Origin of the sequence: Bacillus sp. PDNC022, assembly GCF_016919285.1 — a bacterium.
GTDB lineage: Bacteria > Bacillota > Bacilli > Bacillales > Bacillaceae > Bacillus > Bacillus safensis.
In genome coordinates this window covers 3254009-3279961 of record NZ_CP070345.1, presented here as the reverse complement: position 1 = coordinate 3279961, position 25953 = coordinate 3254009, and the positions used below count along the sequence as shown (strand labels likewise).

Annotated in this window: 29 protein-coding genes; 8 read left to right on the top strand and 21 right to left on the bottom strand. The window is 40.1% G+C overall.

Translation table 11 applies throughout. The features are described from left to right. Position 1: 1 nt before the first annotated feature. Complete coding sequence (locus JVX94_RS16750; protein WP_144471937.1) at positions 2-1801, bottom strand: ABC transporter ATP-binding protein; 1800 nt, start codon at positions 1799-1801, stop codon at positions 2-4. A gap of 98 nt (positions 1802-1899) precedes the next feature. Here JVX94_RS16750 and JVX94_RS16745 point away from each other — a divergent pair, with 98 nt between their 5' ends. Then, positions 1900-2409, top strand: coding sequence for a thioredoxin fold domain-containing protein (locus JVX94_RS16745; protein ID WP_205183868.1), 510 nt, complete (start codon positions 1900-1902; stop codon positions 2407-2409). Positions 2410-2454: 45 nt separating this feature from the next. Here JVX94_RS16745 and JVX94_RS16740 read toward each other — a convergent pair whose 3' ends face one another. Together JVX94_RS16740 and JVX94_RS16735 are read right to left on the bottom strand one after the other, a co-directional pair. After that, complete coding sequence (locus JVX94_RS16740) at positions 2455-2850, bottom strand: hypothetical protein (RefSeq protein ID WP_205183866.1); 396 nt, start codon at positions 2848-2850, stop codon at positions 2455-2457. Between the two features lie 33 nt (positions 2851-2883). Beyond that, entirely contained in the window at positions 2884-3078 is a 195-nt protein-coding gene (locus tag JVX94_RS16735; protein ID WP_073978875.1) for a hypothetical protein, read from the bottom strand. 297 nt (positions 3079-3375) lie between these two features. On the opposite strand from JVX94_RS16735, the gene JVX94_RS16730 reads away from it, so the two are divergent. The 4 genes from JVX94_RS16730 to rpsN all read left to right on the top strand — a co-directional run bounded on the left by JVX94_RS16730 (position 3376) and on the right by rpsN (position 5654). Next, positions 3376-3798 (top strand): DUF5362 family protein, encoded by a 423-nt coding sequence (locus tag JVX94_RS16730; RefSeq protein ID WP_095409761.1) that lies wholly within the window; start codon positions 3376-3378, stop codon positions 3796-3798. 142 nt (positions 3799-3940) lie between these two features. Next, entirely contained in the window at positions 3941-4090 is a 150-nt protein-coding gene (gene rpmG, locus JVX94_RS16725) for a 50S ribosomal protein L33 (RefSeq protein WP_003214771.1), read from the top strand. Between the two features lie 81 nt (positions 4091-4171). After that, entirely contained in the window at positions 4172-5368 is a 1197-nt protein-coding gene (locus JVX94_RS16720; RefSeq protein ID WP_205183864.1) for a GTP-binding protein, read from the top strand. A 16-nt stretch (positions 5369-5384) separates the two neighbouring features. Then, positions 5385-5654 (top strand): 30S ribosomal protein S14, encoded by a 270-nt coding sequence (gene rpsN, locus JVX94_RS16715; RefSeq protein WP_095409763.1) that lies wholly within the window; start codon positions 5385-5387, stop codon positions 5652-5654. Positions 5655-5907: 253 nt separating this feature from the next. Here the strand turns inward: rpsN and moaA are convergent, their stop codons facing one another. Next, positions 5908-6915, bottom strand: coding sequence for a GTP 3',8-cyclase MoaA (moaA, locus tag JVX94_RS16710; RefSeq protein ID WP_205183862.1), 1008 nt, complete (start codon positions 6913-6915; stop codon positions 5908-5910). Positions 6916-6925: 10 nt separating this feature from the next. Next, positions 6926-7714: a formate dehydrogenase accessory sulfurtransferase FdhD gene (gene fdhD, locus JVX94_RS16705; RefSeq protein WP_144471931.1), complete on the bottom strand. Its 789-nt coding sequence runs from the start codon at positions 7712-7714 to the stop codon at positions 6926-6928. Between the two features lie 134 nt (positions 7715-7848). Between fdhD and JVX94_RS16700 the strand changes: the two genes are divergently transcribed. Continuing rightward, positions 7849-9114: an L-lactate MFS transporter gene (locus tag JVX94_RS16700; RefSeq protein WP_144471929.1), complete on the top strand. Its 1266-nt coding sequence runs from the start codon at positions 7849-7851 to the stop codon at positions 9112-9114. 82 nt (positions 9115-9196) lie between these two features. Beyond that, positions 9197-11545, top strand: coding sequence for an FdhF/YdeP family oxidoreductase (locus tag JVX94_RS16695; RefSeq protein WP_205183860.1), 2349 nt, complete (start codon positions 9197-9199; stop codon positions 11543-11545). Between the two features lie 52 nt (positions 11546-11597). Here JVX94_RS16695 and JVX94_RS16690 read toward each other — a convergent pair whose 3' ends face one another. From JVX94_RS16690 to JVX94_RS16665, 6 genes are all read right to left on the bottom strand, one after another. Then, positions 11598-12275: a VWA domain-containing protein gene (locus tag JVX94_RS16690; protein WP_111290615.1), complete on the bottom strand. Its 678-nt coding sequence runs from the start codon at positions 12273-12275 to the stop codon at positions 11598-11600. Between the two features lie 83 nt (positions 12276-12358). Continuing rightward, on the bottom strand, positions 12359-13057 hold the full coding sequence (locus JVX94_RS16685; RefSeq protein ID WP_205183858.1) for a VWA domain-containing protein: 699 nt from the start codon (positions 13055-13057) through the stop codon (positions 12359-12361). A gap of 325 nt (positions 13058-13382) precedes the next feature. Next, the gene (spoIID, locus tag JVX94_RS16680) at positions 13383-14408 is read right to left on the bottom strand and encodes a stage II sporulation protein D (protein ID WP_205183856.1); all 1026 of its coding nucleotides are present in this window, start codon (positions 14406-14408) and stop codon (positions 13383-13385) included. A 254-nt stretch (positions 14409-14662) separates the two neighbouring features. Next, complete coding sequence (gene murA, locus JVX94_RS16675; protein WP_007497616.1) at positions 14663-15970, bottom strand: UDP-N-acetylglucosamine 1-carboxyvinyltransferase; 1308 nt, start codon at positions 15968-15970, stop codon at positions 14663-14665. Positions 15971-16002: 32 nt separating this feature from the next. Further along, entirely contained in the window at positions 16003-16737 is a 735-nt protein-coding gene (locus tag JVX94_RS16670; RefSeq protein ID WP_095409771.1) for a YwmB family TATA-box binding protein, read from the bottom strand. Positions 16738-16866: 129 nt separating this feature from the next. Then, a complete protein-coding gene (locus JVX94_RS16665) occupies positions 16867-17097 on the bottom strand; it encodes a DUF1146 family protein (protein ID WP_024423724.1) in 231 nt (76 codons plus the stop codon). Between the two features lie 170 nt (positions 17098-17267). Between JVX94_RS16665 and JVX94_RS16660 the strand changes: the two genes are divergently transcribed. Then, positions 17268-17744, top strand: a complete 477-nt coding sequence (locus JVX94_RS16660; RefSeq protein WP_095410062.1) for a hypothetical protein — start codon at positions 17268-17270, stop codon at positions 17742-17744. A 41-nt stretch (positions 17745-17785) separates the two neighbouring features. Here JVX94_RS16660 and JVX94_RS16655 read toward each other — a convergent pair whose 3' ends face one another. The 10 genes from JVX94_RS16655 to upp form a co-directional block, all read right to left on the bottom strand. After that, complete coding sequence (locus tag JVX94_RS16655; RefSeq protein ID WP_003214592.1) at positions 17786-18181, bottom strand: F0F1 ATP synthase subunit epsilon; 396 nt, start codon at positions 18179-18181, stop codon at positions 17786-17788. Positions 18182-18205: 24 nt separating this feature from the next. Next, the gene (atpD, locus tag JVX94_RS16650) at positions 18206-19627 is read right to left on the bottom strand and encodes a F0F1 ATP synthase subunit beta (protein WP_024423726.1); all 1422 of its coding nucleotides are present in this window, start codon (positions 19625-19627) and stop codon (positions 18206-18208) included. Positions 19628-19651: 24 nt separating this feature from the next. Beyond that, positions 19652-20518 carry a F0F1 ATP synthase subunit gamma gene (locus JVX94_RS16645; protein WP_024423727.1) on the bottom strand — a complete coding sequence of 289 codons (867 nt, stop codon included), beginning with the start codon at positions 20516-20518 and terminating at the stop codon, positions 19652-19654. An 88-nt stretch (positions 20519-20606) separates the two neighbouring features. Further along, a complete protein-coding gene (gene atpA, locus JVX94_RS16640) occupies positions 20607-22115 on the bottom strand; it encodes a F0F1 ATP synthase subunit alpha (RefSeq protein ID WP_048237642.1) in 1509 nt (502 codons plus the stop codon). A 16-nt stretch (positions 22116-22131) separates the two neighbouring features. Further along, complete coding sequence (locus JVX94_RS16635) at positions 22132-22677, bottom strand: F0F1 ATP synthase subunit delta (RefSeq protein WP_024423729.1); 546 nt, start codon at positions 22675-22677, stop codon at positions 22132-22134. Next, positions 22674-23195 carry a F0F1 ATP synthase subunit B gene (atpF, locus tag JVX94_RS16630; protein WP_008354935.1) on the bottom strand — a complete coding sequence of 174 codons (522 nt, stop codon included), beginning with the start codon at positions 23193-23195 and terminating at the stop codon, positions 22674-22676. The genes JVX94_RS16635 and atpF overlap by 4 nt, the downstream gene beginning before the upstream one ends. A 120-nt stretch (positions 23196-23315) precedes the next feature. Continuing rightward, positions 23316-23528 carry a F0F1 ATP synthase subunit C gene (gene atpE / locus JVX94_RS16625; RefSeq protein ID WP_003214968.1) on the bottom strand — a complete coding sequence of 71 codons (213 nt, stop codon included), beginning with the start codon at positions 23526-23528 and terminating at the stop codon, positions 23316-23318. Positions 23529-23576: 48 nt separating this feature from the next. Next, entirely contained in the window at positions 23577-24311 is a 735-nt protein-coding gene (atpB, locus tag JVX94_RS16620; RefSeq protein ID WP_024423730.1) for a F0F1 ATP synthase subunit A, read from the bottom strand. A 7-nt stretch (positions 24312-24318) separates the two neighbouring features. Next, the gene (locus JVX94_RS16615) at positions 24319-24702 is read right to left on the bottom strand and encodes an ATP synthase subunit I (RefSeq protein WP_024423731.1); all 384 of its coding nucleotides are present in this window, start codon (positions 24700-24702) and stop codon (positions 24319-24321) included. 497 nt (positions 24703-25199) lie between these two features. Continuing rightward, the gene (gene upp / locus JVX94_RS16610) at positions 25200-25829 is read right to left on the bottom strand and encodes a uracil phosphoribosyltransferase (protein WP_003214553.1); all 630 of its coding nucleotides are present in this window, start codon (positions 25827-25829) and stop codon (positions 25200-25202) included. Positions 25830-25953: the final 124 nt, after the last annotated feature.

Below are 25953 nucleotides of genomic sequence, written 5' to 3'. Positions count from 1 at the left end.
CTTACGCCATCTCCTTTTGTTGAAATAATTGAGATTGTGCCTCGTAAAGCCTTTTGTACTCTCCGTTTAACACCATCAGTTCATCATGGTTCCCCTCTTCAACGAAAGCACCATCTTTCATTACGATTATACGGTCTGCTAAACGGGCAGCTCCCATTCGATGTGTGATAAACAAGACACCCTGATCCTGCGTGTGATCGAATAGCTTTCGAATGAGTGAAATTTCCGATAGTGGATCAAGAGCAGATGTCGGTTCATCTAAAATGATAAAATCACTCTCTCTAAAGAAGGTTCTAGCCATCGCGAGCTTTTGCCATTGTCCGCCAGAAAGTTCATGGCCTTCTTCAAAAAAACGGCCAAGCTGTGCATCATACATTTCTTCCATTTGATGAATTCTTTTCTCTATGCCTGCTTGCCGTGCAGCTGAGATCATCCGCTCTTCCTCGTCCATATGATCAATCCGGCCAAACCCGATGTTTTCTTTCACAGTGAACTCGTACTTCATAAAATCTTGAAAAAGAACAGCCATTCTCGCATGGTATGATTTTTTATGAATAGTAAGAATGGACTCACCATTGACTTTTTGCATATTCGGCTGATCTGGATCATATAAACCAGTCAAACATTTAATCAAGGTGGTTTTACCTGATCCGTTATCCCCCACCAATGCAATACGTTCACCTTTATTGATATGAAAATGTATATGCTCAATGGCAGGTGTTTTCATATTCGGATAAGTAAAAGAGAGATTTTCAAGTGTAATGGACTGAATACACTCGATCTTTCGAAGCGATGCCCCTTCTTCTGTCTGTTCATGAATTTCTTCTTCTCTCTTTTGAAAAGCTCTCATTTCATCAACATAAAGACTTGTTTCATATAAACTAGAACATTCTCTTGTTAAGTCCTGAAAACCACTTTGGATGTTTTGCACCGCTTGCAGCACAGCGACAAATGTCCCGGCAGCTAATTTTTTTTGAAAAATAAGAAAGACAATGAAAAGACCGCAGCATACATAGGCAAATGTCATAAGCAATCCACCCGCCATCTCCCAGCGAACTTGCCGTTTAAGCAGTTTATATTTTTCATCTGCACTTTTTACATAATGATCTTTCCATTTCTGAAGAAGGTAATTTCCGATTCCATATAAACGGATTTCCTTCAATGAATCTCTTTGTGCGACAAGATCGGACACATACATTTCTCTTCTGTCATTGGCAGTTAACATACGGTTTAATTGATAACGCGCTCCTCCAAAGAAAAGCTCAATCCACAAGACAGGCAGGGTAAACACGATCAGAATGACCGCCAAGCCCCAATGGATACCGATCATATAGATAAGAAGTGATACAACAGTAATCAATGCGCTCATGATGGTAAAGATGCTTCTAACCATACTCAGAACATGCTGATGACTGTTCATCACACGTTGACTTTCATTGTAAAAAGACGGGTGTTCAAATGTAATAAACGGCAGCCTGATCGCTTTTTGAAGCAATTCACCCTTCAAATGCAGACCAATCAAATTTGTCGCTTTCTGCTGGCTAAGCTGAAGAATGAATTGAAGCCCATATCCTAAAACCACAATGGCCATTTGCAGCCCAAATAACCACAAAACCTTTTGAATGTCTCCTGAAGACGTCATGAATAAAATAATTTCATTAATCAAAGTTTGAATAATCCAGACACTAGCCAAAGGCATAAAACCAACGATCACTTGGATCAACAAGGTTAAAAGAAGATAAGATCGGCTTCTTTTCCAAGTATAGGAGATTGCATATAAACAATGGTTCACTGTACTCATCAAACGCTCCACCTTACACCATTTAGTATAATTGACATATTTTTGATATTTGTATTATGATAGCTTTGCGTAACTTTACTCTGAGAGGACGATATACGATGAATTCAATCTTACTTTTACAGCTCACTCTTATTCTTTGCAGCCTGTTATTAACGATCGGAGTCATCATCTATTTAAAACAACAAATGGAACTGATCATCTTACCGATACAGCATGTTGGACAAAAACTTGTGCATCCGCTGCTTGAAAAACCATCACCTATTCCAGTGAATGATTTACTGCAAACCAACAGCAAGAAGCAGCTGCTTATTTTCACTGATACATCATGTCCGCATTGCATCCCATCACTTGAACAATTCCTAGAAACGAAAAAGCAGCGTAAATTAGACGTTTCATTTAGTATTTTGCTAAAGAATGGGCAAAAAGAGGATCAAGAATTATATCGTGATAATATAACCAACATGCGAATTATCCCAGTGGACGAGCAAATGATAGATGCATTCCAAATTGAAGAATTTCCGTATTACATCATGGTAGAAGAAGATGAAATCATCTCATATGCAGCACCTTTTCCAGATGGTCTTTATTCAAGGATACCGGCAAAATAAAGATAAATGAGGCATGTGAAGACTATCAAACACATGCCTCTTTTTTTATTGTGGATCTGATTGAACATCTTGATCTTTTTCCCCTGCAGCAGCTTCACTCGCTTCACCTGAAGCCTGTTCCTCAGCTTGTTCAAACTCACTCCGAGCCTCGTTTGAAATGTCTACTTGGTCACCATGCTGATTCACAGTAACAGACGAAGAAGACGTTTCTTTTTGAGACTCTTTCTCTAGTTCCTTTAATTTAGAAACATGAAGTTCTAAATCTTTTCCTTGCTGAACTAAAGTAAGTTGTTGAAATAATGCCTTTCTCTCTTCTGGAGAATGGTCACCTTGAACAATTTGGGCCGCTTGGGTTAAAAAAGAATTTGATGTTTGACCCGCTTGACGCCTATTTGACGCCTGCATAGCATTTGTTAAGAATGAAATTGAAGATATGCTCATGCGCTCACATCCTATTAAATAAGATCCTTAGATTTAGCAGCCACATCTAACGCGTTCTTGACTAGTACAAATCTCACCTGTATCACGATCCACATAGTAACGGAAAGTTCCAACACCTTGAAGGAAACAAGTAGGTGCTGATTTGCATGAAGTGACTAATTTTTGCAAAATACATCTTGCAGCTGCAGGTTGAACATTGGTCATTTTGTTTAAGAAACGATCTAACATATGAATTCCACCTTCCAATTTTTATGATAATACAACACAATAATAACCAATTACTAGACAACTAACAACATATTTTGATAAATTTACTAATTATTTTTTACTACCAATCTTATTTATGACATAATTTGTTGATAATTTTTATAGTAAATGTTACTTTTTTCTTATTCGGAAATAATTTATTTATCTGTAAATAATGAAGTGAAGATAGAAACATTTTAATTAAACAACATTCGCTCTTCCTAAAGCACTACTTACTCAAGTATGATAAAGAGTGAATACATAAAGGAGTGAACACCATTGCAACAAACTGAGAAAATCATTCAATCTCTTCATTCAATCGTAAAGTGGGGAAAGGTTGGTAGTATCTTTCTCTATATTTCAGGCGGTCTTGCTATTCTTATTGGTTTTTGGCTTGTTCTTCCTGCAGCCCTTGGCGTCTTCCTCATTATGATGGGAGTCCATGTACAAAAATCTGTAAAAGCAGCTGAACAATTGATTCAGGCTCCTGATACTTCTTACGAAGAATTATTAGAACAATATGCTAAGATGATGAAAATGCAGACGCTATTTGCCATTTCAAGTATTGCCGCAGTTATTCTTTCATTCATTGCCATCGTTTTGATTCTTATATTAGGCGGGTTAGCCTTCCTCCAAGAAATTCCTTATGATGTCCAGCAGTATGAAGGTGATTACGAACAAGAACTCGGTGACTTTTATTAATGGAGAGGGGTATCAATGGTCGTTCGATACCCCTTTTGTTTATCATTTGGCTTTGATTATCCTCCTATGCTTGACATTCAGTCTTGATCACTTTAAAATACAAATCGTAACTATTACGAATTAAAGGAGGACCCTATTACGTATGCGCGTTAAAATTACCTTGGCCTGTACTGAAACAGGTGACAGAAACTATATCACAACAAAAAATAAAAGAACGAATCCTGACCGATTGGAGTTAAAAAAATATTCTCCTCGGTTAAAGAAATACACCCTTCATAGAGAAACAAAATAAATTTTTAGATCATAAATCGTAATGATTACTTTTTAAGTGAGGCGGAAAACAAAATGATCGTTTTCAAAAGGACAAAAACAAATGAATAAGCTTATACCTGTTACAGTATTAAGCGGCTTTTTAGGAGCAGGAAAAACAACGATATTAAATCATGTACTTCAAAATCGTAAAGGGTTAAAAGTCGCTGTGATCGTCAATGACATGAGCGAAATTAATATTGATGCAGAACTAGTCAAACAAGGCGGCGAGATTTCTCGATCAGATGAGAAACTAGTTGAATTATCTAACGGCTGTATTTGCTGCACTTTGAGAGAAGACCTGTTAATCGAAGTAGAACGCCTTTGTAAGGCGGGTAATATCGATTATATTGTCATTGAATCAACCGGAATTAGTGAACCAATTCCCGTCGCTCAAACGTTTTCTTATATTGATGAAGAAATGGGCATAGATTTGACCCGCTTTTGCCGGCTAGACACGATGGTCACAGTAGTAGATGCAAATCGTTTCTGGACTGATTTCCAGTCAGGAGAGAGTTTATTAGATCGTAAAGAAGCTGTTTCCGATGACGACGAACGAGAAATTTCAGATTTACTCATTGATCAAATTGAATTTTGTGACGTGCTGATTATCAATAAATGCGATCTAGTCTCACCCTCAGAATTAGATCGACTTGAGCATGTGCTGAACAAACTGCAACCAGAAGCATCTATCATCAGAACCTCCAAAGGTAAAGTAAATCCAGATGACATTTTGAATACTGGTTTATTCGACTTTGAAAAATCAAGTGCTTCTGCTGGATGGATCAAAGAGATCAACGCAGGACATGCTCAGCATACGCCGGAAACAGAGGAATACCAAATTTCATCCTTTGTTTATGAAAGAAGACTTCCTTTTCATACAGGCAGGCTGAATAATTGGTTGGATCAAATGCCTGAGCAGATCGTTCGGGCGAAAGGTTTTACTTGGCTTGCCACACATCATGATTTAACCATTTTAATTTCACAAGCTGGAAAATCTGTTGCGATTGAACCAATTGCATACTGGATTGCTGCTTTGCCTGAGCAAGAAAAAGCACGGATATTAAATCAGGAACCAGAGCTTCTTGATGAGTGGGACGCAGAGTTTGGTGATCGCCATACAAAACTTGTGTTTATCGGTGTGGATTTGCCTAAAGCAGATATCATTCGCACACTTGATCAATGCTTGCTCACACCTGAAGAATTTGATCAAGATTGGACTACGTTTGAAGACCCCTTTCAATGGAAAATACAAAATTAGGCCAGGAGGGTTTTAATTGGCAAAGAAATCTAAGATTGCTAAAGAAAAAAAACGACAGCAGCTTGTATTGAAATATGCAGAATTAAGGAAAGAGTTAAAAGAAAAAGGGGACTATGAAGCTTTACGGAAATTACCTAGAGACTCTTCCCCTTCCCGCTTAAAAAACCGCTGTGAATTAACAGGCCGTCCCAGAGGTTATTTACGAAAATTTAAAATGTCTAGGATTGCTTTTCGTGAGCTTGCCTATAAGGGTCATATCCCCGGAGTGAAAAAATCGAGCTGGTAAAGAATGATTTGATCTTATCACAGCACTCGTAAAAGTAAAGCAGCACACAATGATGAAAAATCTATTTTCCAATCTTATCTCAATCTTTTCGAGGTGCAAAATAGCAAATTAAAAACCAGCAGAGATTCTGCTGGTTTTTTATAATCATTGAGTTCATAAGATAAAATGACCTGTTTCAAAAAAGAATTTTCAGCAACGATTATGACATTTTCTCTTCTTTTCAAAAATACATGATCATGATACTTTGTTGTCATTAACCACCGATGTATGACATCTCAACCTTTTTCTGATCTTTTTTCTGCTCTCTCTCAGCTGAATATTGGTCATGTCTATTCGACCATAATTCCTTTAACCTATTCGTTAATTCTTCATTATTTTTTGTCGTACGAATCATCTGTTTCAGATCAAAACCCGATGATGCAAACAGACATGTAAACAATTCCCCGCGTGCAGACAGCCTTGCTCTGTTACATGTTCCACAAAAAGCATCTGAAACGGAAGAAATAATGCCTATCTCTCCTGAACCATCTTTATAAAAAAATCGGTTGGCTACTTCACCTGTATATTGAGGAGGTTCTGGTTTGATAGGATATGTTGAATCAATTAATTCAATTATTTCTTTCTTTGTCATGACATGTTCTAGATTCCATTTATTCGTATTACCGACATCCATAAATTCAATAAATCTGAGAACGTGTCCTTCTTTTTTAAAGTAAGCTGCCATTGGTAAGACATCTTGATCATTCACACCTTTTTGAACAACCATATTAATCTTGATAGCAAGTCCAGCCTTTTTTGCAGCCTCAATGCCATCAAACACTTTTTGGATAGAAATATGCCTACCATTCATTTGCTTAAAACGGTCGGGATTTAATGAATCCAAACTAATGGTAACTCTATTAAGACCTGCTTTCATTAACTGATCAGCATATAACGGTAAAAGCGTTCCATTGGTTGTCATCGCAATGTCTTCAATCCCTGGAATTTTTGCGAGCTTTTCTATTAAGACAGGCAGATCCTTCCGCATTAAAGGTTCCCCGCCCGTAATGCGTATTTTTACCACACCTAGGTTTTTTGCAAAAAGGGTAGCAAGTCGTTCAATTTCTTCGAAACTAAGCAGTTCTTCTTTTTTCAAGAAAGGATAATCTGGTCCAAAAATTTCAGCAGGCATACAGTACGTACATCTAAAGTTACAGCGATCAGTTACTGATATTCTTAAATCGCGCAATGGTCGATGTCTTTTATCCAAAATACTGACCATACTTTGCCTCCTATTCTGTAATACGCTGAGGATGAGTGTAAATATTAAAGGACTTTCCTCTCACGAACCCAACTGTCGTAATATTTAATTCTTCTGCCATTTTAAGTGCTAGCTCAGTAGGTGCTGATTTTGAAATGACAATAGATACTCCTAGTTTTGCTGCCTTCAATAGAACTTCCGACGATATCCGGCCGCTAAACACAAGAATTTTATCTCTAAGTGGGATTCGCTGAAGTAAACAATATCCATAAATTTTATCTAAAGCATTATGTCTTCCTATATCAGTTCTAGTGATAAACAGCTTTTCCGTATCACACAGTCCAGCATTATGCACTCCACCAGTATGTTGAAATAATTGGCTTTCTTCTTGCAAACACTTCATGAGATGCATACAGGTTGCAGCAGAAACACTGATTCGATCAATGGCTGTTTTTGCCGTCTTTACATCTTGTAGAAAATAAAAGTGTCTTCCTTTCCCGCAGCATGAACCAATCACTCGCTTTGTAAAATCTGATGTATGAAATCCACTTGAGTGAACTAAATCAACATAGGCAAAGCCCATACTTTCATCTATTGTAAACCTTTTAATCTCATTTTCAAATCGAATGACCCCTTCTGAAGCCAAAAAGCCGATAACCAATTCTTTCAGATGTTCTGGTGAACAAACAAGTGTCACAAATTCTTCTCCATTCACCAACACAGTTAAAGGAAATTCTTCTACAATTTCATCAGTTTTGCAGGTAAATTGACCTTCACGGTATTGGTGTATGACTCGTTTCGTTTTAACAGAAGGATTCATTGTATGATCTTCCTTTCAACGCAAATTTAGTTATATGATCCAATGAAATTGTGATATTATTTTAAAAAGTCATAAAAATGTAACATATTTCTATCTTATCAAACTTCTTGATTGCTTTATATGGGGGGAACAAAATGAACAAATCGAAAAATCGCTGGCTCATCGCAGCAAGTGCTGTAGGAATTCATTTATCTATTGGGTCTGTTTATGCTTGGAGTGTTTTTACGAATCCTTTACATGAAGCCTTTCAGTGGTCATTAACAGAAATAAGTCTGACCTTCAGTATTGCTATTTTATTTTTAGGTTTATCTGCTGCTTTCATGGGACATTTCGTTGAAAGATATGGTCCAAGAGCATCCGGGCTCTTCTCAGCTATTTTCTTCGGCATCGGAATGACTGGGTCAGGATTCGCTGTCCACATGTCCTCACTGCCTCTCCTCTATTTATTTTATGGTGTTCTCGCTGGAATAGGTTTAGGCGTAGGCTATATTGCACCTGTATCAACATTAGTTAAATGGTTTCCAGATCGCAGAGGACTTGCAACAGGTTTAGCTATTATGGGATTTGGGTTTGCTTCTCTTATTTGCAGCCCAATTATTCAATTTCTCATTGAAAAAGTAAATATCGCAAATACTTTTTATATTCTTGGAATCTCCTATTTTATCATCATGGTGATCTCATCTCTTTATTTATCTCCACCAACACCTGATGACGTCAAACAATTTGACGTATTCAAAACAAAGCAAAGAAAAATCCCTCAAGATTTATCACAGCTTACAGCAAATGAAGCGATCAAAACAAGACGTTTTTATTATTTGTGGCTTATGCTTTTTATTAATATCACATGCGGAATTGCTATTATTTCAGTAGCGTCACCTCTTGCTCAAGAAAGTGTTGGGTTCACTGCAGGTGCTGCAGCTACTCTTGTTGGCATTTTAGGTGCTTTTAATGGTTTAGGACGGATTGGCTGGGCATCGTTCTCAGATTATATAGGAAGGCCGAATACGTATACGATTTTTTTCAGTATACAGCTCATTGCATTTCCTTTACTTCCCTATTTAAAAGAACCGCTCATCTTTTCAATCGTCATGGCGATCATTTATACGTGCTATGGAGGAGGATTTGCTTCAATTCCAGCCTATATCGGGGATTTGTTTGGTACAAAGCAGCTTGGTGCCATACACGGTTATATTTTGACTGCTTGGGCCGCTGCTGGTTTAGCAGGACCACTATTTTCATCCTTCATCCGAGATATAACAGGTAATTACACACAAAGTCTTATGGTGTTCTCTGGCTTATTTTTCATCGCTTTTATCATATCACTTCTTATTCGGAAGGATATTCAGCAGCTGAGAGAAAAAAACCTACCAGCTTCTTCCTCTGTCTCAGCCCGACCTTAATTTGAATTTGACAGAATCACAATCTAAAGGTAATTTTTAGATATGAAAACGCTTTACAAAGTAATAGGAGGGTGATGATCTCATGGGGAAAACAAAACATAAGGGGCCTGTTAAACTCAATAAAAAACCCTCACCAAAGCTATGGGCCTCTTTTGCACCAATGGGGCTTGGCAAAGTGAAACCAAAACACATTCGAGATACGATGAAAGTGGCATGGGAGAACAAAGATAACCTTCCCTACGCGTACCGTATTTTAACGCAGGGGGTTTGTGACGGCTGTGCCCTTGGTGTCTCAGGACTGTATGATCAAACGCTCGCAGGACCTCATATATGCACCACAAGACTAAATGTGCTTCGTCTTAACACAATGCCAGCCATTGATCCAAAATGGTTTAAAGATATTCATCAGCTAAAGCAAATGGACAGCACCTCTCTTCGCAAGCTTGGGCGAATTCCTTATCCATTGATCCGAAAAAAGGGGGACAATGCCTTTACACGTATTTCTTGGGATGATGCATTAAATCAAATTGCAGCTAAAATCCAATCAATTGATAAACGGCAGCTTGCTTTCTATTTAACCGCCAGAGGAATTACAAATGAAGTTTATTATACCGCTGCAAAGGCAGCTCGATTTATAGGGACAAATCATATTGATAATGCTTCTCGCATTTGCCATTCACCGAGTAAAACCGCTCTTAAACGGTCCCTTGGCATCGGTGCCTCAAGCTGTAATTACAGTGATTGGATTGGAACGGATGTATTAATTTTTTGGGGATCTGTCGCAGCAAACAATCAGCCTGTCTCCACTAAATATATGTACGCTGCTAAAAAGAAAGGGACAAAAATTATCGTCATCAATCCGTATAAAGAGCCAGCCATGGAAAAATACTGGGTTCCTTCTATTCCAGAAAGTGCTTTATTCGGCACAAAAATCGCAGATGATTTTTACCAAGTCAATATAGGCGGCGATATTGCGTTTATGAATGGCGTCATCAAGCATTGGTTTGACATGGAGCAGCATGCTCCCCATTCGGCTCTTGATCACGAATTTATTCAAAACCACACAACAGGCATACAGGATTTAAAGCAGCATGTCGCACAGTTGAAGTGGGAAGACCTAGAAGCATCATCAGGTTTATCAAAAGAAAGAATGAAGGAATTTGCGATACTCCTGGCCAATGCTAATTCAGGCGTTTTTATTTGGAGTATGGGCCTTACACAGCACCGCTTTGCAACTGATAATATATCACAGGTTGCCAACCTTGCCATGCTGCGAGGATTCATTGGCAGAAAACATTGTGGTGTCATGCCAATCCGTGGGCATAGCGGCGTCCAAGGTTCCGGTGAGATGGGTGCTGATCCATTCGTTTTACCGGGTAGTGATTTTGATGAAGAGAATATTGAAAGAATTGAACATATATGGGGTTTTGATATTCCTAAATGGCATGGTGACACCATTGGGCAATCCTTTGAGAAGATGGCTCTCCCAAAAGACCATCCACAAAAACTCAAAATGCTGTTTACGAGTGGCGGAAACTTTTTAGAAACGATGCCAAATCCAGAAGCGATCGAAAAAGCATTATCTGAACTTGAACTCCGTGTCCACCAAGATATCATTTTGAATACATCTACGCTGGTAGATGCTGAAGAAGCGGTGATTGTTCTGCCTGCTATGACAAGGTATGAACAACCAGGCGGCGGCACATCAACCAGTACGGAACGCATGGTATATTTCAGTCCAGAAATTGAAGGACCTCGTATTGAGGAAGCAAGAGCAGAATGGGATATTTATATTGATCTTGCGAAAAGAGTCCGGCCAGAAGATGCCGAGCTAATTCATTTTGAAACAGCTGAAGACATTCGTCGTGAGATTGCGATCGCCAATCGAAACTATGATGGCATCCAGCATTTACGTCATAAAGGAGACGTATTTCAATGGGGAGGCGCTTGGCTATGTGAAGATGGAGTGTGTCCAACACCAGACGGCAAGGGACATCTTCTGCCTGCCCAGCTGCCTCAATACCGAAAAACCGAGGGGCATTTCAATATCACGACAAGAAGAGGAAAGCAATTCAACTCTATGATCTATAGTGAAAAGGATGCCTTTAATGGTGGAAAACGTCATTCTATCCTAATGAATGAAGAAGATGCAAAAGAGCTTTACGTCCAAGAAGGTGATCCAGTTGTTCTCTTTAATCAATATGGGTCCTATCAAGGAGTGGCTCAATTCGGAGAGTTGAGACGTGGCAATATCGCTGTTTATTGGCCTGAAGGAAACGTTTTAATTCCTAAAGGTGTGTATGAGAGCTACTCACAGATTCCCGAATATAATACGGCTGCCATATTAGAAAAAGCTGAAACCTTCCATGCAAGAAAGGATCAGCATTACGTGGAGAAACGAATTGATGAATTAGAAACGACTTTGAATTGATCGTCAACTTAAAAAACAGCTGGGGTGTTTTCCCCAGCTGCTATTTCATTCTCTACCGACCAAAAGCGCTCGCTTCTTGTTGAAGAATGCGGTTCAATTCTTCAGCATTTGCAGCTGGTTGATATTGTCCTCCACCCGCTTTTGCAACAGATTTTAGACTTTTTGCTTCTTTTTCATTCACGTCAAAGCCAATGATATTGACGATTGTATCAATTCCGTCTTCATGTAATTCCTTTGCTGCTTGTGAAGGGCTTCCACCACAAGTTTCTTCACCATCACTGACCACATACACAATATTTTTCCCTTCAGCCTGATGATCTTCAAAATCTTGTTTTGTATCTGTTAATGCTTTTGCAAGTGGTGTCCAGCCAGTTGGCTTATACACATTTAGTGCTTGCTGAAATGTTGATGGCTCATATGAACCAAATCCGTAAACGGCTTCAGAACTTGAACAAGAAATGGCTTTCCCTGCATTTTTATTGGTTCCTTCATGACCAAACACACGAAGCAGAACTTGTGTATCTTCTGATAAAATGCTCGCAAAGCTTTGAATAGATCGTTTGGCAATATCGATTTTCTTTTCACCTTCAACTGATTGTGCCATGCTGCCGCTTAAATCGAGTAATATCACCACATGAGCAGGCGGCTCTTGTTTTGTTACAGCATGAGCTGGTGAAGAAAGAAGCAGGACAAGACTAGCCAAAATGGTTAATATGATATTTCTTTTCATCAATAAAAACCTCCATTTTTTACTTTTGTACAGAAAAAGAGAAACGAAAGCATGAATCAATCGTTTCCCTTTTGTTCAGCAAGTTATTCGTGTAGTTTTAATGATTCTGCTGATAAGATAGAACCCATTTCTTTACCAGTGCTTGCTTGGTAGTAATGGCCTTTACCAGCTTTGGCTACTTGCTTCAATTGACCTTCATAGCCATCGTTAAAGTCTAACCCGATCACATTTACAACAGTTGATCCTTTTGAGTTATGCAATTCTTTTGCTACTTTTACTGGATCTCCGCCACAAGTTTCTTCACCATCAGTGATTAAGTACACAATATGCTTTGTTCCTTCAGTAAGCTGCTCATCCGCTTGCTTTGCATTTTCAAGTGCACGTGCAATCGGTGTCCAGCCAGTTGGCCCAAGTCCGTTTAAAGAGTTTTCGAAGCTGTCTTTTTCATAAGGCTGTACGCCATAAACACCTCTAATGACTTCACATGATTGAGCTTTACCTGAATTTTTGTTGTTTCCTTCAGAACCAAACAAGCTCATACGAATTTTAGCGTCTTTTGGAAGTGACTGAGCAAATTTAAATACCTCTTGTTTGGCGAGATCAAATTTGCGCTCTCCCTCAACTTTTCTTGCCATGCTTCCACTTGCATCAAGCAAGATTGTGACTCTTACATCTTTATTATGTTTTTTGACTGTAGATGCTTCTGCAAATACTGGTGAAGAGATTGACATAGATAATGTCAATACAGCTAAGGTTACGAGTGAGAATACTTTTTTCAACATAATTTTCCTTCCTCCTTATGTATTTAATTGAAGCATCTTAATCGTAAAATATTCTGTCTTGGAATGGTATAGGACTCGGTCCCTTTTTCTCTTTCATCAAAATCACTAAAATTCTGTCAGATGTCTAGATATTTTCACCTAACGTGCCAATTATCCTCTCGATTTCTCCTCCTTTTGAGGGGCTTTGTATCGGCCATCAGTTCTTATCGGGACGTAAATGTTTAAGTTTTCCTTCGGTGCGTCTTAAGTCGCAATTTGTCACATTCTGTTCAAACCTCTTTGAACACACAAAAAAATGCCTCATTTCTGAGGCACCTTTGCTTTATTATTTTTTAGCCATATACGTGTTGAGAAAACGATCGGCCGATTCGATTTGAATTCCTTTATAATAATGTTTCACGATAGCATCTACTTTCTTGCCTGCCTGCGCCATATAATGCGCACCATATTGACTCATGCCTACACCATGACCATATCCTTTTGTTGTAATCACAATCTGCTGGCCTTGGCGTTCCCATGCGAAGTCCGCTGAATGAAGGCCTAGTGATTCCCGAATGTCTCGGCCTGACAGCGTTTTACCATTGATCACGGCTTTCGCTACCTGGTTTCCTGGTGTCCGTTCTACAATCTGTCCGACCTGAGACTGCTGAGTGAGCGTCACACCTAATTTTTGTTGAAATTCACTCACCGAGATGGTTTTCTTGTTTTGAAATTTTGGCGATTTTTCGTCCCATTTACTTGAGACACTTTTCAAATAGGGGATTTCGTTTTTCCAATAGGCTTCGGCATTTTCCGTTTTTCCGTTACTTGTTGAAAAGAATGAAGCATCAATTGGTTTCTCGTCATAAGTCAGCACTTTTCCTTGTGTGCTGGCGACAGCTTCCGTGACCTTTTTTAATTTCCAATTGTACGCTTTCCCCCAAATTTTCTTGAGTTCCTGTTTGTTTTTGTAAACTTGGAACATTTGGGTATCATCTACAAGAGAGCCCTTAGGTGATTTGACTGTCTTATCACTGATCATTTGTCTGACGATATACGTTCTTGCTGCGAGCGCCTGTGCCTTGAGTGCTTCCATTTCAAAATCAGCTGGCATTTCAGATGCTACGACACCGATCACATACTCTTCTAAGGGAATGTTTTCTACCTGCTGATGAGCTGAGCGATAGACGGGGATAGCGACGGGTGATTGCTTCAATTTGACTGAACCCTTCACTTCTTTTTTAACTGATGGTTCTGCTGCTACGTGCTGGCTGGCTGCCGGTTTCCCTTGGAACGTCGGCAACACAAGTAATGTTGGAATCATTAAAATGATGATGCATATTCCTGCGATTGTCCATATCATTGGTTTCATTTGGCTGCCCCCATTTGTCATTGAATCTCTTTTATCCTATGGGCAGGGACAAGCTAATATGACAGCTTCTTTCATTTAGTGGACAAGTCTTTTATGGAGGTATGGGGCTGTTCTTCGATGGATTTTACTGTTCGTCTGTATGAATAAAATTTAAGATGGTTGGATACACTAATGATAAGCTTCGTGAAATGAAGCATTCTATGATTCTAAAAAAAAATCAGCATGCCCAATGGACACACTGATTTCTTTCATGATTAAGCGTTCAGATCTGATACAACTTGTTCTTGTGTCACATCTGCTGATTCATCGTTGACTCTTTCAATATCTGCACCGATTGCTGCAAGCTTTTGGTGGAAGTTCACATAACCACGGTCAATATGCTTCAACTCAGTGACGCGTGTGTGACCTTCTGCCACTAATCCAGCAAGTACAAGTGCTGCTCCTGCTCTTAAATCAGTCGCTGCCACTTCAGCACCTTGAAGTTGAACCGGCCCATTGATAATGACAGAGCGACCCTCAATTTTAATATCGCCATTCATGCGGCGGAATTCTTCAGCATGCATAAAGCGGTTTTCAAACACCGTTTCTGTGATCATGCTTGTTCCGTTCGCACGAAGCAATAGCGCCATCATCTGAGATTGCATATCCGTTGGGAACCCAGGATGCGGCATTGTTTTTAGATCGATTGGCTTGAGCTCAGATGGTCCAATGACTCTTAAACCTTCTTCTTCTTCAATGATCTGAATACCCATTTCTTCCATTTTTGCAACAAGTGATGTCATGTGCTCTGGCACTGCGCCTTTTACAAGAACATTTCCTTCTGTAATGGCTGCTGCCACCATGAAAGTACCTGCTTCAATTCTATCAGGGATGATGTTGTGTTTTGCACCGTGAAGTGTTTCCACACCTTCAATTTTGATTGTACCAGTACCAGCACCGCGAACCTTACCGCCCATGGCATTGATGTAGTTTGCTAAATCAACAATTTCAGGTTCTTTTGCTACGTTTTCTAAAATTGTTGTGCCTTCAGCTAATGCTGCTGCCATGATGATGTTTTCAGTTGCCCCTACACTTGGGAAATCCAAATAGATTTTTGCACCTTTTAAACGGCCATTTACTTCAGCCTCGATGAAACCATTACCTACTTGAATTTTAGCTCCCATTGCTTCAAAGCCTTTTAAATGCTGATCAATTGGTCTTGAACCAATCGCACAGCCTCCAGGTAATGCAACTCTTGCATGACCTGTTCTTGCTAAAAGTGGTCCCATGACAAGCACGGATGCTCGCATTTTACGGACATACTCAAACGGAGCCTCAGTTTCTAGTGCATGAGATGCATCAACTGATACTTCGTTATTTTCAAAATGTACTTCTGCTCCTAAATGACGTAACACTTCATTGATTGTATATACATCGGAGAGCGTAGGTACATCACAAATTACGCTTTTTTCTGTACTTGCTAACAAAGATGCAGCGATAACTGGTAAAACGGCATTTTTTGCGCCTTCTACTTTAACTGTGCCGTTTAACTTTTGACCGCCGCGGACGATGATTTTTTCCAAGGTCTTCCCCTCCGCGTCCCAAATTCTCTATATTAATATTCAGTCGTTACGATTGGTGTGCCAACCGTAATCGTATGATTTTCGTTCATTTCCGAACTTCTGATGGCAATTTGAACATTCATTTTATCATTTGAAGTCATAATGAACTGTTCCCACTTATCTGTGTAAGCGGAAAGCGACACAAAATTAGACTCAACGAGATACTCAACTGGTTTTGCTTGAAATTCATTTGCTAACGTTTCAGCTTTTTTTTGCAAAACAACATCCATCATACCATTTACATGACCATCGAGACAAGTAAAAATTACAATTTTCTCTTGTAATATGCTTTTTGCATGACGTACGAACTGATCATATGTATGCTCCCAGGTATTCAGTGGGCGAGCACCTTTTTGCTCATATAATAAATACGACTTTTGATTGGATTTTGTGTCGGTCTTCACGAGTAAAATTTTCGATTCTGTATCATTTTTTTCATCTTTGTAAATTCCTGTGACTTTGGTGACATGTTTCTCTTTTTTTTCGGTCCACTCATATTGTCGTAGTTCGTCTTTCAAACGTTTCACTTTTTTTGAAAATTGTTCGGATGAAATATCCACATTTGTTTTGGCATGAAGGGTCCACCCATCGACTTCAATTTGCTGGTTTTTCAGACCTTCTGCTATTTGAGCGAGCGGAGACGATTCTTCCGCACGAACTCCTTGAATCATCAGAACAAAAAAAAGAATAAACGCAAATAATGGCCAACCTTTCAAATACTTTCTCACTTGTCATTCCCCCTTGCTACAAGTGTTGCCGCAAGGAGGTCAATGCATACGTGGAAAAGTCAACAAAAGGCGAGCCTTTTGACCCTTCCTTTTACGTTCCCGCAGAAGGCCCTGACCAAACCTTTTATGTTAGAACATATAAGGAATTTGTCTAGAGAAGTTTAAGTAATCAAGGAAGAAATTGCTGACCGCAGATGCGATGGCAATGGTAATGAGCATCATCAGCAGCCTCGCTTGAACAATTTTCCCTTTTTTAATGAGTGGATCAATATTTACAGCAAGCAGTGCCCACCATGTAACCGCGATAAAAAATAGGTGGATCACAATGCCCACGATTGCTTGTTGTCCTACGTCTTCCATACAGTTGAATCCTCCTTTTATTTATTTCTGTAAAGGAAAACTCCCTTTCATTATATCCTCGAAAATCGGAAAGATGAATCATTTGGAAAAAAGAGCTACATTTAGTGTGAATCCCCTCTTATCCTGATGCTAAGGAGATGATATACTGCGTGTGGAAGGAGCTGAACACATTGAAAGATTCTTTTCCTGACTTTGTTGATTTGTACGGAGAACTGGTTCCCTCATTTGATCATGAATGGGAGGCCATTGCTTTCTACTTTGATTATAGACAGACACAGCTAGAAGAATTAGCACAATTGTGTCATTTTCATAACATTTCTTTGGATGACTCTGAGGAAAGCCTGTATCAGTTAGAATCACTATACTTCGATGCATTGACTAAGCAGCTGTTCGCTGAGTGGAAAATGCCAATAGATGCATTAGAAGCGATGATGAGTGTGTATTTAGGAGAGGTTGTCATCCGTCATCATTCAGATGCTGACTGGGTGGTGCGGCCTTATATGGACTCTCCGCACAAATATACGCTTGGTTTACGCAGAAACAATAAAACCTGGCATTGCAGTACGCAATTTTGCGAGAACTTATATCTAGAAAAGCAAGCATCTCATCCTTATGTGTCGATGTATCAATCTCTCATGTCATCCTAAAAAAAACCTTCTTATCATTGTGATAAGAAGGTTTTTCTGTTTTATTTCCCTGCTACATTTAAACGGTTTAACGCCCGTTTTAATGCGAGTTCCGCCCGGCGTACATCACTTTCATTTGGGTGGTTCAAATGCTCTTCAGCACGCTGTTTCGCTGATTTAGCACGATCGACATCAACTTTATCTGATGTTTCAGCGGCCTGAGCAAGAATCGTTACTTGTTCAGGGCGGACTTCAACAAATCCGCCACTTACTGCAACCAATTCAGTTGATCCACTATGTTTTAAGCGAACTGCACCGATTTTTAGCGGAGCAACCATTGGAACGTGGCCAGCTAAAATACCAAGCTCACCGCTTTCTGCTCTTACACTGACCATTTCCACATCCGCTTGATACACTGGGCCGTCGGGAGTAACGATATTGACTTGAACGGTCTTCATGCTTTTACCCTCCTAAGGACCAGATTAGGCCTCTACACCCATCTCTTTGGCTTTTTCAATCACTTCTTCAATGCGTCCAACTAAGCGGAATGCATCTTCTGGAAGGTGATCGTATTTACCAGACAAGATTTCCTTGAAGCCTTTAACAGTTTCTTTCAATGGCACATAAGAACCCTTTTGGCCAGTGAACTGCTCTGCTACGTGGAAGTTTTGAGATAGGAAGAATTGAATACGACGCGCTCTGTGTACCACAAGCTTATCGTCCTCAGATAATTCATCCATACCTAAAATGGCAATAATATCTTGAAGCTCTTTATAACGCTGCAATGTTTGCTGCACTTCACGCGCAATCGCATAATGCTCTTCACCAACAATCTCAGGTGCAAGTGCACGAGATGTTGAAGCAAGAGGATCAACTGCTGGGTAAATACCCATTTCAGTCAGCTTACGCTCAAGGTTTGTCGTTGCATCAAGGTGAGCGAACGTAGTTGCTGGAGCTGGATCCGTATAGTCATCCGCAGGTACATAGATCGCTTGAATCGATGTAACCGATCCTACGTTTGTAGACGTGATACGCTCTTGCAGCTGACCCATTTCTGTTGCAAGTGTCGGCTGATAACCTACCGCTGAAGGCATACGTCCAAGAAGGGCTGAAACTTCAGAACCTGCTTGTGTAAAACGATAGATGTTATCGATGAAGAACAATACGTCTTGACCTTGTTCATCACGGAAATGCTCTGCCATTGTCAAACCAGTTAGGGCAACACGCATACGTGCACCTGGCGGCTCGTTCATTTGGCCGAAGACCATGGCTGTTTTCTCGATAACGCCAGAATCTTTCATTTCGTAGTAAAGGTCGTTTCCTTCACGTGTACGCTCTCCAACACCAGCGAATACAGAAATACCGCCGTGTTCTTGTGCGATGTTGTTGATCAATTCTTGAATCAGAACGGTTTTACCTACACCGGCTCCACCGAATAGACCGATCTTTCCACCTTTGATGTAAGGAGCAAGCAAGTCAACAACTTTGATACCTGTTTCAAGAATTTCAACTTCTGTAGAAAGTTGATCAAAAGAAGGCGCTTGTCTGTGGATTGGATCTCTTTGAGCTTCCACACCAAGTGGCTCATCTAAGTCAATGTTATCTCCCAGTACGTTGAATACACGTCCAAGTGTTACGTTACCAACTGGTACTGAAATTGGTTTTCCAAGGTCTACTGCTTCCATACCGCGCTTCACACCGTCTGTAGATGCCATCGCGATGGTTCTCACTGTATCATCACCTAAATGTAGTGCTACTTCTAAAGTTAAGTCGATATCAACTTCACTTTCGCTTTCCGCTTTATGCGAAACTTTGATCGCATTATAAATCTCAGGCAAGTGACCGTCTTCAAAACGAACGTCTACGACTGGTCCCATGATCTGACTGATGCGTCCTGTTTTCATTGCATTCCCTCCTGACAATTATTTCTATTCTAAGGCAGCTGCTCCGCCGACAATTTCTGTAATCTCTTGTGTAATCGCTGCTTGACGAGCACGGTTGTAAGAGAGTGTCAGGCTGTCGATCAATTCTTTTGCGTTGTCTGTTGCACTCTTCATTGCTGTCATTCTTGCAGCATGTTCACTTGCTTTGCTGTCAAGAAGCGCACCGAAAATCAAACTCTCTGCATATTGAGGAAGGAGAACTTCAAGAATCTCTTCTTCAGAAGGCTCAAACTCATAAGATGCGGAACGTTTATTTGGTGTCGCTGCGGCCGAAAGGTCCGTTAGCGGCAATAATTTCTTCTCTGTTACTTCTTGTGAAATCGCACTGACAAAGTGGTTGTAGAACATGTAAAGTTCATCAAACGCTTCATCAGAGAACATTTGAACGGTACTGCTTGCTAATTCTTTAATATCAGCAAACGCTACTTCGTCTCCAAGCCCTGTTACTTCAGAAATAACTGGAATACCACGCTTTTTGAAGAAGTCGCGTCCGATTTTACCAATGACAATCACCGCATATTCATCAGCGGATTGATGACGAGATTGAATGGTTTGGTAAGCGGCACGCAAAATCGAGCTGTTAAAAGGTCCTGCAAGCCCTCGATCAGATGTAATGACGAGATACCCTGTTTTCTTGACGGGTCTTGAAAGAAGCATTGGGTGCTTAGCACTTGTTCCAGTTGCGATTGCAGCAACCACTTCCTGGATTTTCTCCATGTAAGGAACAAAAGACTTCGCATTGTTTTCAGCACGATTCAGTTTCGCAGCTGATACCATTTGCATCGCTTTTGTGATCTGACTCGATTTTTTCGTTGACGTGATCCTTGACTTTATATCGCGTAATGAGGCCAAAGATTTCACCACCTTTTTTCAGGAATCCGTGTTCATTTACGTGAAAAGAGAGAAAAAGAGAATCTTTTTCTCTCGGAAAGATTACTAATTAGTTGCTTGGTGCAAACGTACGTTTAAAGCCTTCGATTGCTGTATTCCACTCTTCATCAGCAGGCATATTTCCTGTTTGAGAGATTGTGTCAAACAAGCCTTTATGGTTTTCTTCAATGTACAAGAATAACTCAGCTTCAAAACGTTTAACATCAGCAATGGCAACATCGTCTAAGTATCCTCTTGTTAGTGCGTAAAGAATCGCTACTTGTTTTTCAACTTTAAGCGGTTTGTTCAAGTCTTGTTTTAAGACTTCAACTGTTCTTGCACCACGGTTTAATTTCGCTTGAGTGGCTTGGTCTAGATCAGATCCAAACTGAGCGAATGCTTCAAGCTCACGATAAGAAGCAAGATCCAGACGAAGTGTACCTGCTACCTTTTTCATCGCTTTGATTTGTGCAGAACCACCTACACGGGATACAGACAATCCTGCGTTTACCGCTGGACGTACGCCTGAGAAGAAGAGGTCAGATTGTAAGAAAATCTGTCCATCTGTGATGGAAATAACGTTTGTTGGGATATATGCAGAGATATCGCCAGCTTGCGTTTCTACGAAAGGCAATGCTGTGATAGAACCGCCACCCTTTTCGTCACTAAGCTTCGCTGCACGTTCTAATAAACGAGAGTGAAGATAGAAAACATCACCAGGGAATGCCTCACGACCTGGAGGACGACGAAGCAATAATGAAAGCTCACGGTAAGCTGCCGCTTGTTTAGAAAGGTCATCATAGACAACAAGTACGTGCTTGCCGTTATACATGAATTCCTCACCCATCGTTACACCTGCATAAGGAGCAAGGTAAAGAAGTGGAGCTGGCTGTGATGCAGAAGCTGTGACAACGATTGTGTAGTCAAGCGCACCATGCTTACGAAGTGTTTCAACAACACCACGAACCGTAGATTCTTTTTGTCCGATGGCTACATAAATACAGATCATGTCTTGATCTTTTTGGTTTAGAATCGTATCGATGGCAACAGATGTTTTACCTGTTTGACGGTCACCAATGATCAATTCACGCTGTCCGCGGCCGATTGGAATCAAGGCATCAATTGCTTTAATTCCTGTTTGAAGCGGCTCATGTACAGATTTACGATCCATAACACCAGGTGCTTCACTTTCGATTGGACGTGTTTTGCTTGTTAAAATTGGACCTAGTCCATCAACAGGCTGACCAAGCGGGTTCACAATACGTCCGATTAATTCTTCACCTACTGGAACCTCCATGATACGACCTGTACGTTTTACGTCATCACCTTCACGGATATCTTTGTAAGGTCCTAAAATAACGATACCTACGTTAGACTCCTCAAGGTTTTGAGCCATACCCATTACACCGTTAGAGAACTCAACCAGCTCTCCTGCCATAATGTTGTCAAGGCCATGTACACGCGCGATACCGTCCCCTACTTGAATGACTGTACCGACATCTTTTACTTCAATTTCTGATTGATAGTTTTGGATTTGCTGCTTTATCAGCGCGCTAATCTCTTCAGCTTTGATACTCACTAAGGTTTCACCCCTTCTAACGATTTTCGCCTGCAAGCTGACGTTCAATGCGGGAAAGCTTTCCGCTCACACTGCCGTCATAAATGCGGTTTCCGATACGGATTTTCACTCCGCCTATTAGATCCTTGTCAATCACATTTTCTACACGCAGTGATGTGACTCCGGCTTTTTTGGCAAATACTTCAGATAAAGATTGAATTTCAGCACCGCTCAGCGGTTTCACTGAATACACGATCGCATCGTCTATTTGTTTCGTGCGGTTTGCTAGTTTCACAAACTCAGACGTCATTTCAGAAAAAATATTCGTGCGTCCGCGGTCAATCAGTAAATACATTGTGTGCAATACATAAGTAGAAACACCTTTGAAAGCTTCGGCAATCAAATGTTTCTTTTTGTCTGCCGTAATCTTTGGATGAACAAGGAAGTCATTTAGCTCTTGATCAGCCTTTAGAACTTTTTTGATCTCATTCAGCTCTTTTTCAGTTTCGTCTACTGCCGAAGAAGCAAGAACGATGTCAAAAAGAGCAGAAGCGTAACGCTTAGAGACAATAGTTACGCTCATCGGCTTTCGCCTGCCTCTTTAAGGTACTCTTGAATCAATTTCTCTTGTGCCTGCTCATCAAGTTCTTTTTCAATCACTTTAGATGCAATCAGCACAGATAGTGATGCAACCTGCTCACGCAGTGCAGCCACAGCTTGTTCTTTTTCTTTCACGATTTCAGTTCTAGCAGACTCTTTCAAGCGCTCTGATTCTTGACGTGCTGCTTGAATGATCTCTTCTTTTTGCTTCTCACCAATCTTTTTCGCATTTTCGATGAGTGTATGTGATTCTTCGCGTGCTTCTTTCAATAAGACACGTTGTTCTTCAAGAAGCTTTTCAGCTTGAACGTGCTTTTGTTCAGCACTTGAAATTTCATTTCCTATATAATCTTCACGCTGTTTCATAATACCTAATAAAGGTTTAAGCGCAAATTTCTTTAAAAGTGCAAGCAAGATGAGCATAGCGATAAGCTGGAATAACATATCACCGGCGTTGAAGCTTAAGCCCCCTGCTCCTAAAACCACTGGTAACTGAGACATTTAGTACGGCAACTCCCTTCTTTAAATAATATGTTAAGAAACAAAACATAAAGGAATGGCGAAGTTTCGAACTAATCTGATCTTCGCCATTAAAATTCATATTAGAACGCTTCTCACATATTAACCAAAGAATGCCAAGAATGCGATAACGACAGCGATAATTGGAAGTGCCTCAACTAAAGCGACCCCGATGAACATAAGTGTTCTTAGTTCTCTACCAGCTTCTGGCTGACGAGCGATTCCTTCAACTGTTTTAGATACGATTAGACCGTTACCAATACCTGCTCCTAGTGCTCCTAAACCGATTGCAATTGCTGCTGCTATTAAATTCATTAAAAAGCTCCTCCTTTAAAATAACGTCCTTTTTGGACTCTCAATTTTTTAGTGTTCGTCGCTGACTTTATGGGAAATGTACACCATTGTCAGCATGGTGAAGATAAATGCCTGGATTGTTCCGACAAACAAACTGAATGCCTGCCATACAATCATCGGCACGATGGCACCTAATGTACCAACGATACCAAGCGCAATGTTTTGCGTGTAGAAATTAGTCGCAAGTCCTGCAAGTAAACCAAGAAGAATCTCTCCAGCGAAAATATTTCCATAAAGACGCAAACCAAGTGTTAACGTGTTTGCAAATTCTTCAATGATTTTCAGCGGCACTAAATATGGGATTGGCTTGAAGAAGTCTTTCGTATATTCCTTGACTCCTTTTGCCTTGACACCGTAGAAGTGTGTAAGTCCCATGACCATAATTGCTAGTGTCATTGTGATTGCAGGATCAGCAGTTGGTGATTTCCACCACAAGTTGTGATCGACCGTAATCGAGAATGGCAGTCCAAGCATGTTTGAAACAAATATGTACATGAGTAATGTAACGCCAAGCGCTAGAAATGGGGCTCCTGTTTTCATGTCCATCGAACTACCTATGATATTTCGAACAAAATCAACGATCCATTCCATGAAGTTCTGCGCCTTAGTCGGACGAATAGACAGAACACGAGTAGTCAGCACCGCTATGAGAAGAACGATGATACTAGCAATCGTAATCATGAGAACATTGGATAAGTTGAACGTTAACCCTAAAAATTCTGTAGTTTTTGAACTGTGACCCAAAGAGTATTCACCTCTCTTCCATAGTAGAACGTTTAAGTTGAATGAAGGAATCTATCATAATGACAGGATATATTGTCATTAATCCTATAACAACACCTGCCAGATGAACTTCATTAGGGTAACGCCAAGCAATCGCTACTGCGAGAATCGCGTTGGCCCACCTGGCTGTACTTCCCATTGAACGAATGGATTTTCCTTTTTTAACCGCTCGATCAAAAGCGTGCATTCTCCGTATAAGTAGGAATAAATTAAAGAAAGCAAAAATTGTGCCGATAATGAAACCAAGAAACAGTGGTTTAAAACCAGGCATGGCATAGCCAAACACAAAAATTGCCAATAGATAGAACATGTATTTACTCTGTCTGCGGAAAATCGCGTTTGGATCGTTCATTCATCTGACTCCCGATGAAAAGTATTGTAAAAAAGGTGATAAATGGTGATGAAAACTGCGTAGAAGACGCTGATGATAAGCCGTCCTATTCGAAAAAAATCAATCACCCATCGGTCTAATTGCACAATCAGACTTGAAATCTTTAGATCTATGGGATGCTGCTTCATTCGTTGATACAAACCCTGATTATTAAAGGGTTCACAATGAGGATTAGTAGAGTGCTATAGGCTATGAAAACCTTACCATAATACCCTCGTTTAGCATACAATAGCGTCTATGATGTGTCAATCGGTTGAAAGTTAAAAAACTTTTCTATAGTGATAGAGCACACAAAATGTTCACAATTTCATCAAACTTTAGGAGAGATGTGACATTCATTGAAAAAAACAGCCAATGTTCAGTATACATTGATTTTTCTAAGAACGGTATCAACCGTTTGTCATATATTTCAAAAAGCCCACATGCACGTTTGCATGTGGGCTTTTATTAAGACTTTCTTATTTCGTTCCGTACATACGGTCACCAGCATCACCAAGACCTGGGATGATGTAACCTTTTTCGTTTAGTTTCTCATCTAATGCTGCAATGTAGATATCAACATCTGGATGATGCTTTTGCATTTCTTCTACACCTTCAGGGGCAGCAATTAGACACATGAAGCGAATGTTTTTCGCACCGCGTTTTTTCAAGCTGTTTAACGCTTCGACTGCTGAGCCGCCAGTTGCAAGCATTGGGTCTACTACGATAAATTCACGCTCTTCCACATCAGATGGAAGCTTCACATAATATTCAACAGGCTTTAATGTTTTCGGATCGCGGTATAAACCGACATGTCCCACTTTAGCAGCTGGAATGAGTTTCAAAATCCCGTCTACCATTCCAAGACCTGCTCTTAAAATTGGCACAACACCGAGTTTCTTCCCTGAGATCACGTTTGATTTCGCAACTTGTACAGGTGTTTCTACATCTACCTCTTCAAGCGGTAAATCTCTTGTAATTTCAAATGCCATTAATGTTGCGACTTCATCCACTAGCTCTCTAAATTCTTTTGTTCCTGTATGAACGTCACGAATATATGTAAGTTTGTGCTGAATAAGCGGGTGATCAAATACATAAACCTTTGCCATTGCTTGCTACAACTCCTTTTCTGTCATCTTCCGGTGAACTTTGCACACTTCCTACAATTCTACATAAAAAGACATCATCTTTCAATATGATTCGCAAATCCTACAAAAAAAACCCACATGCCAA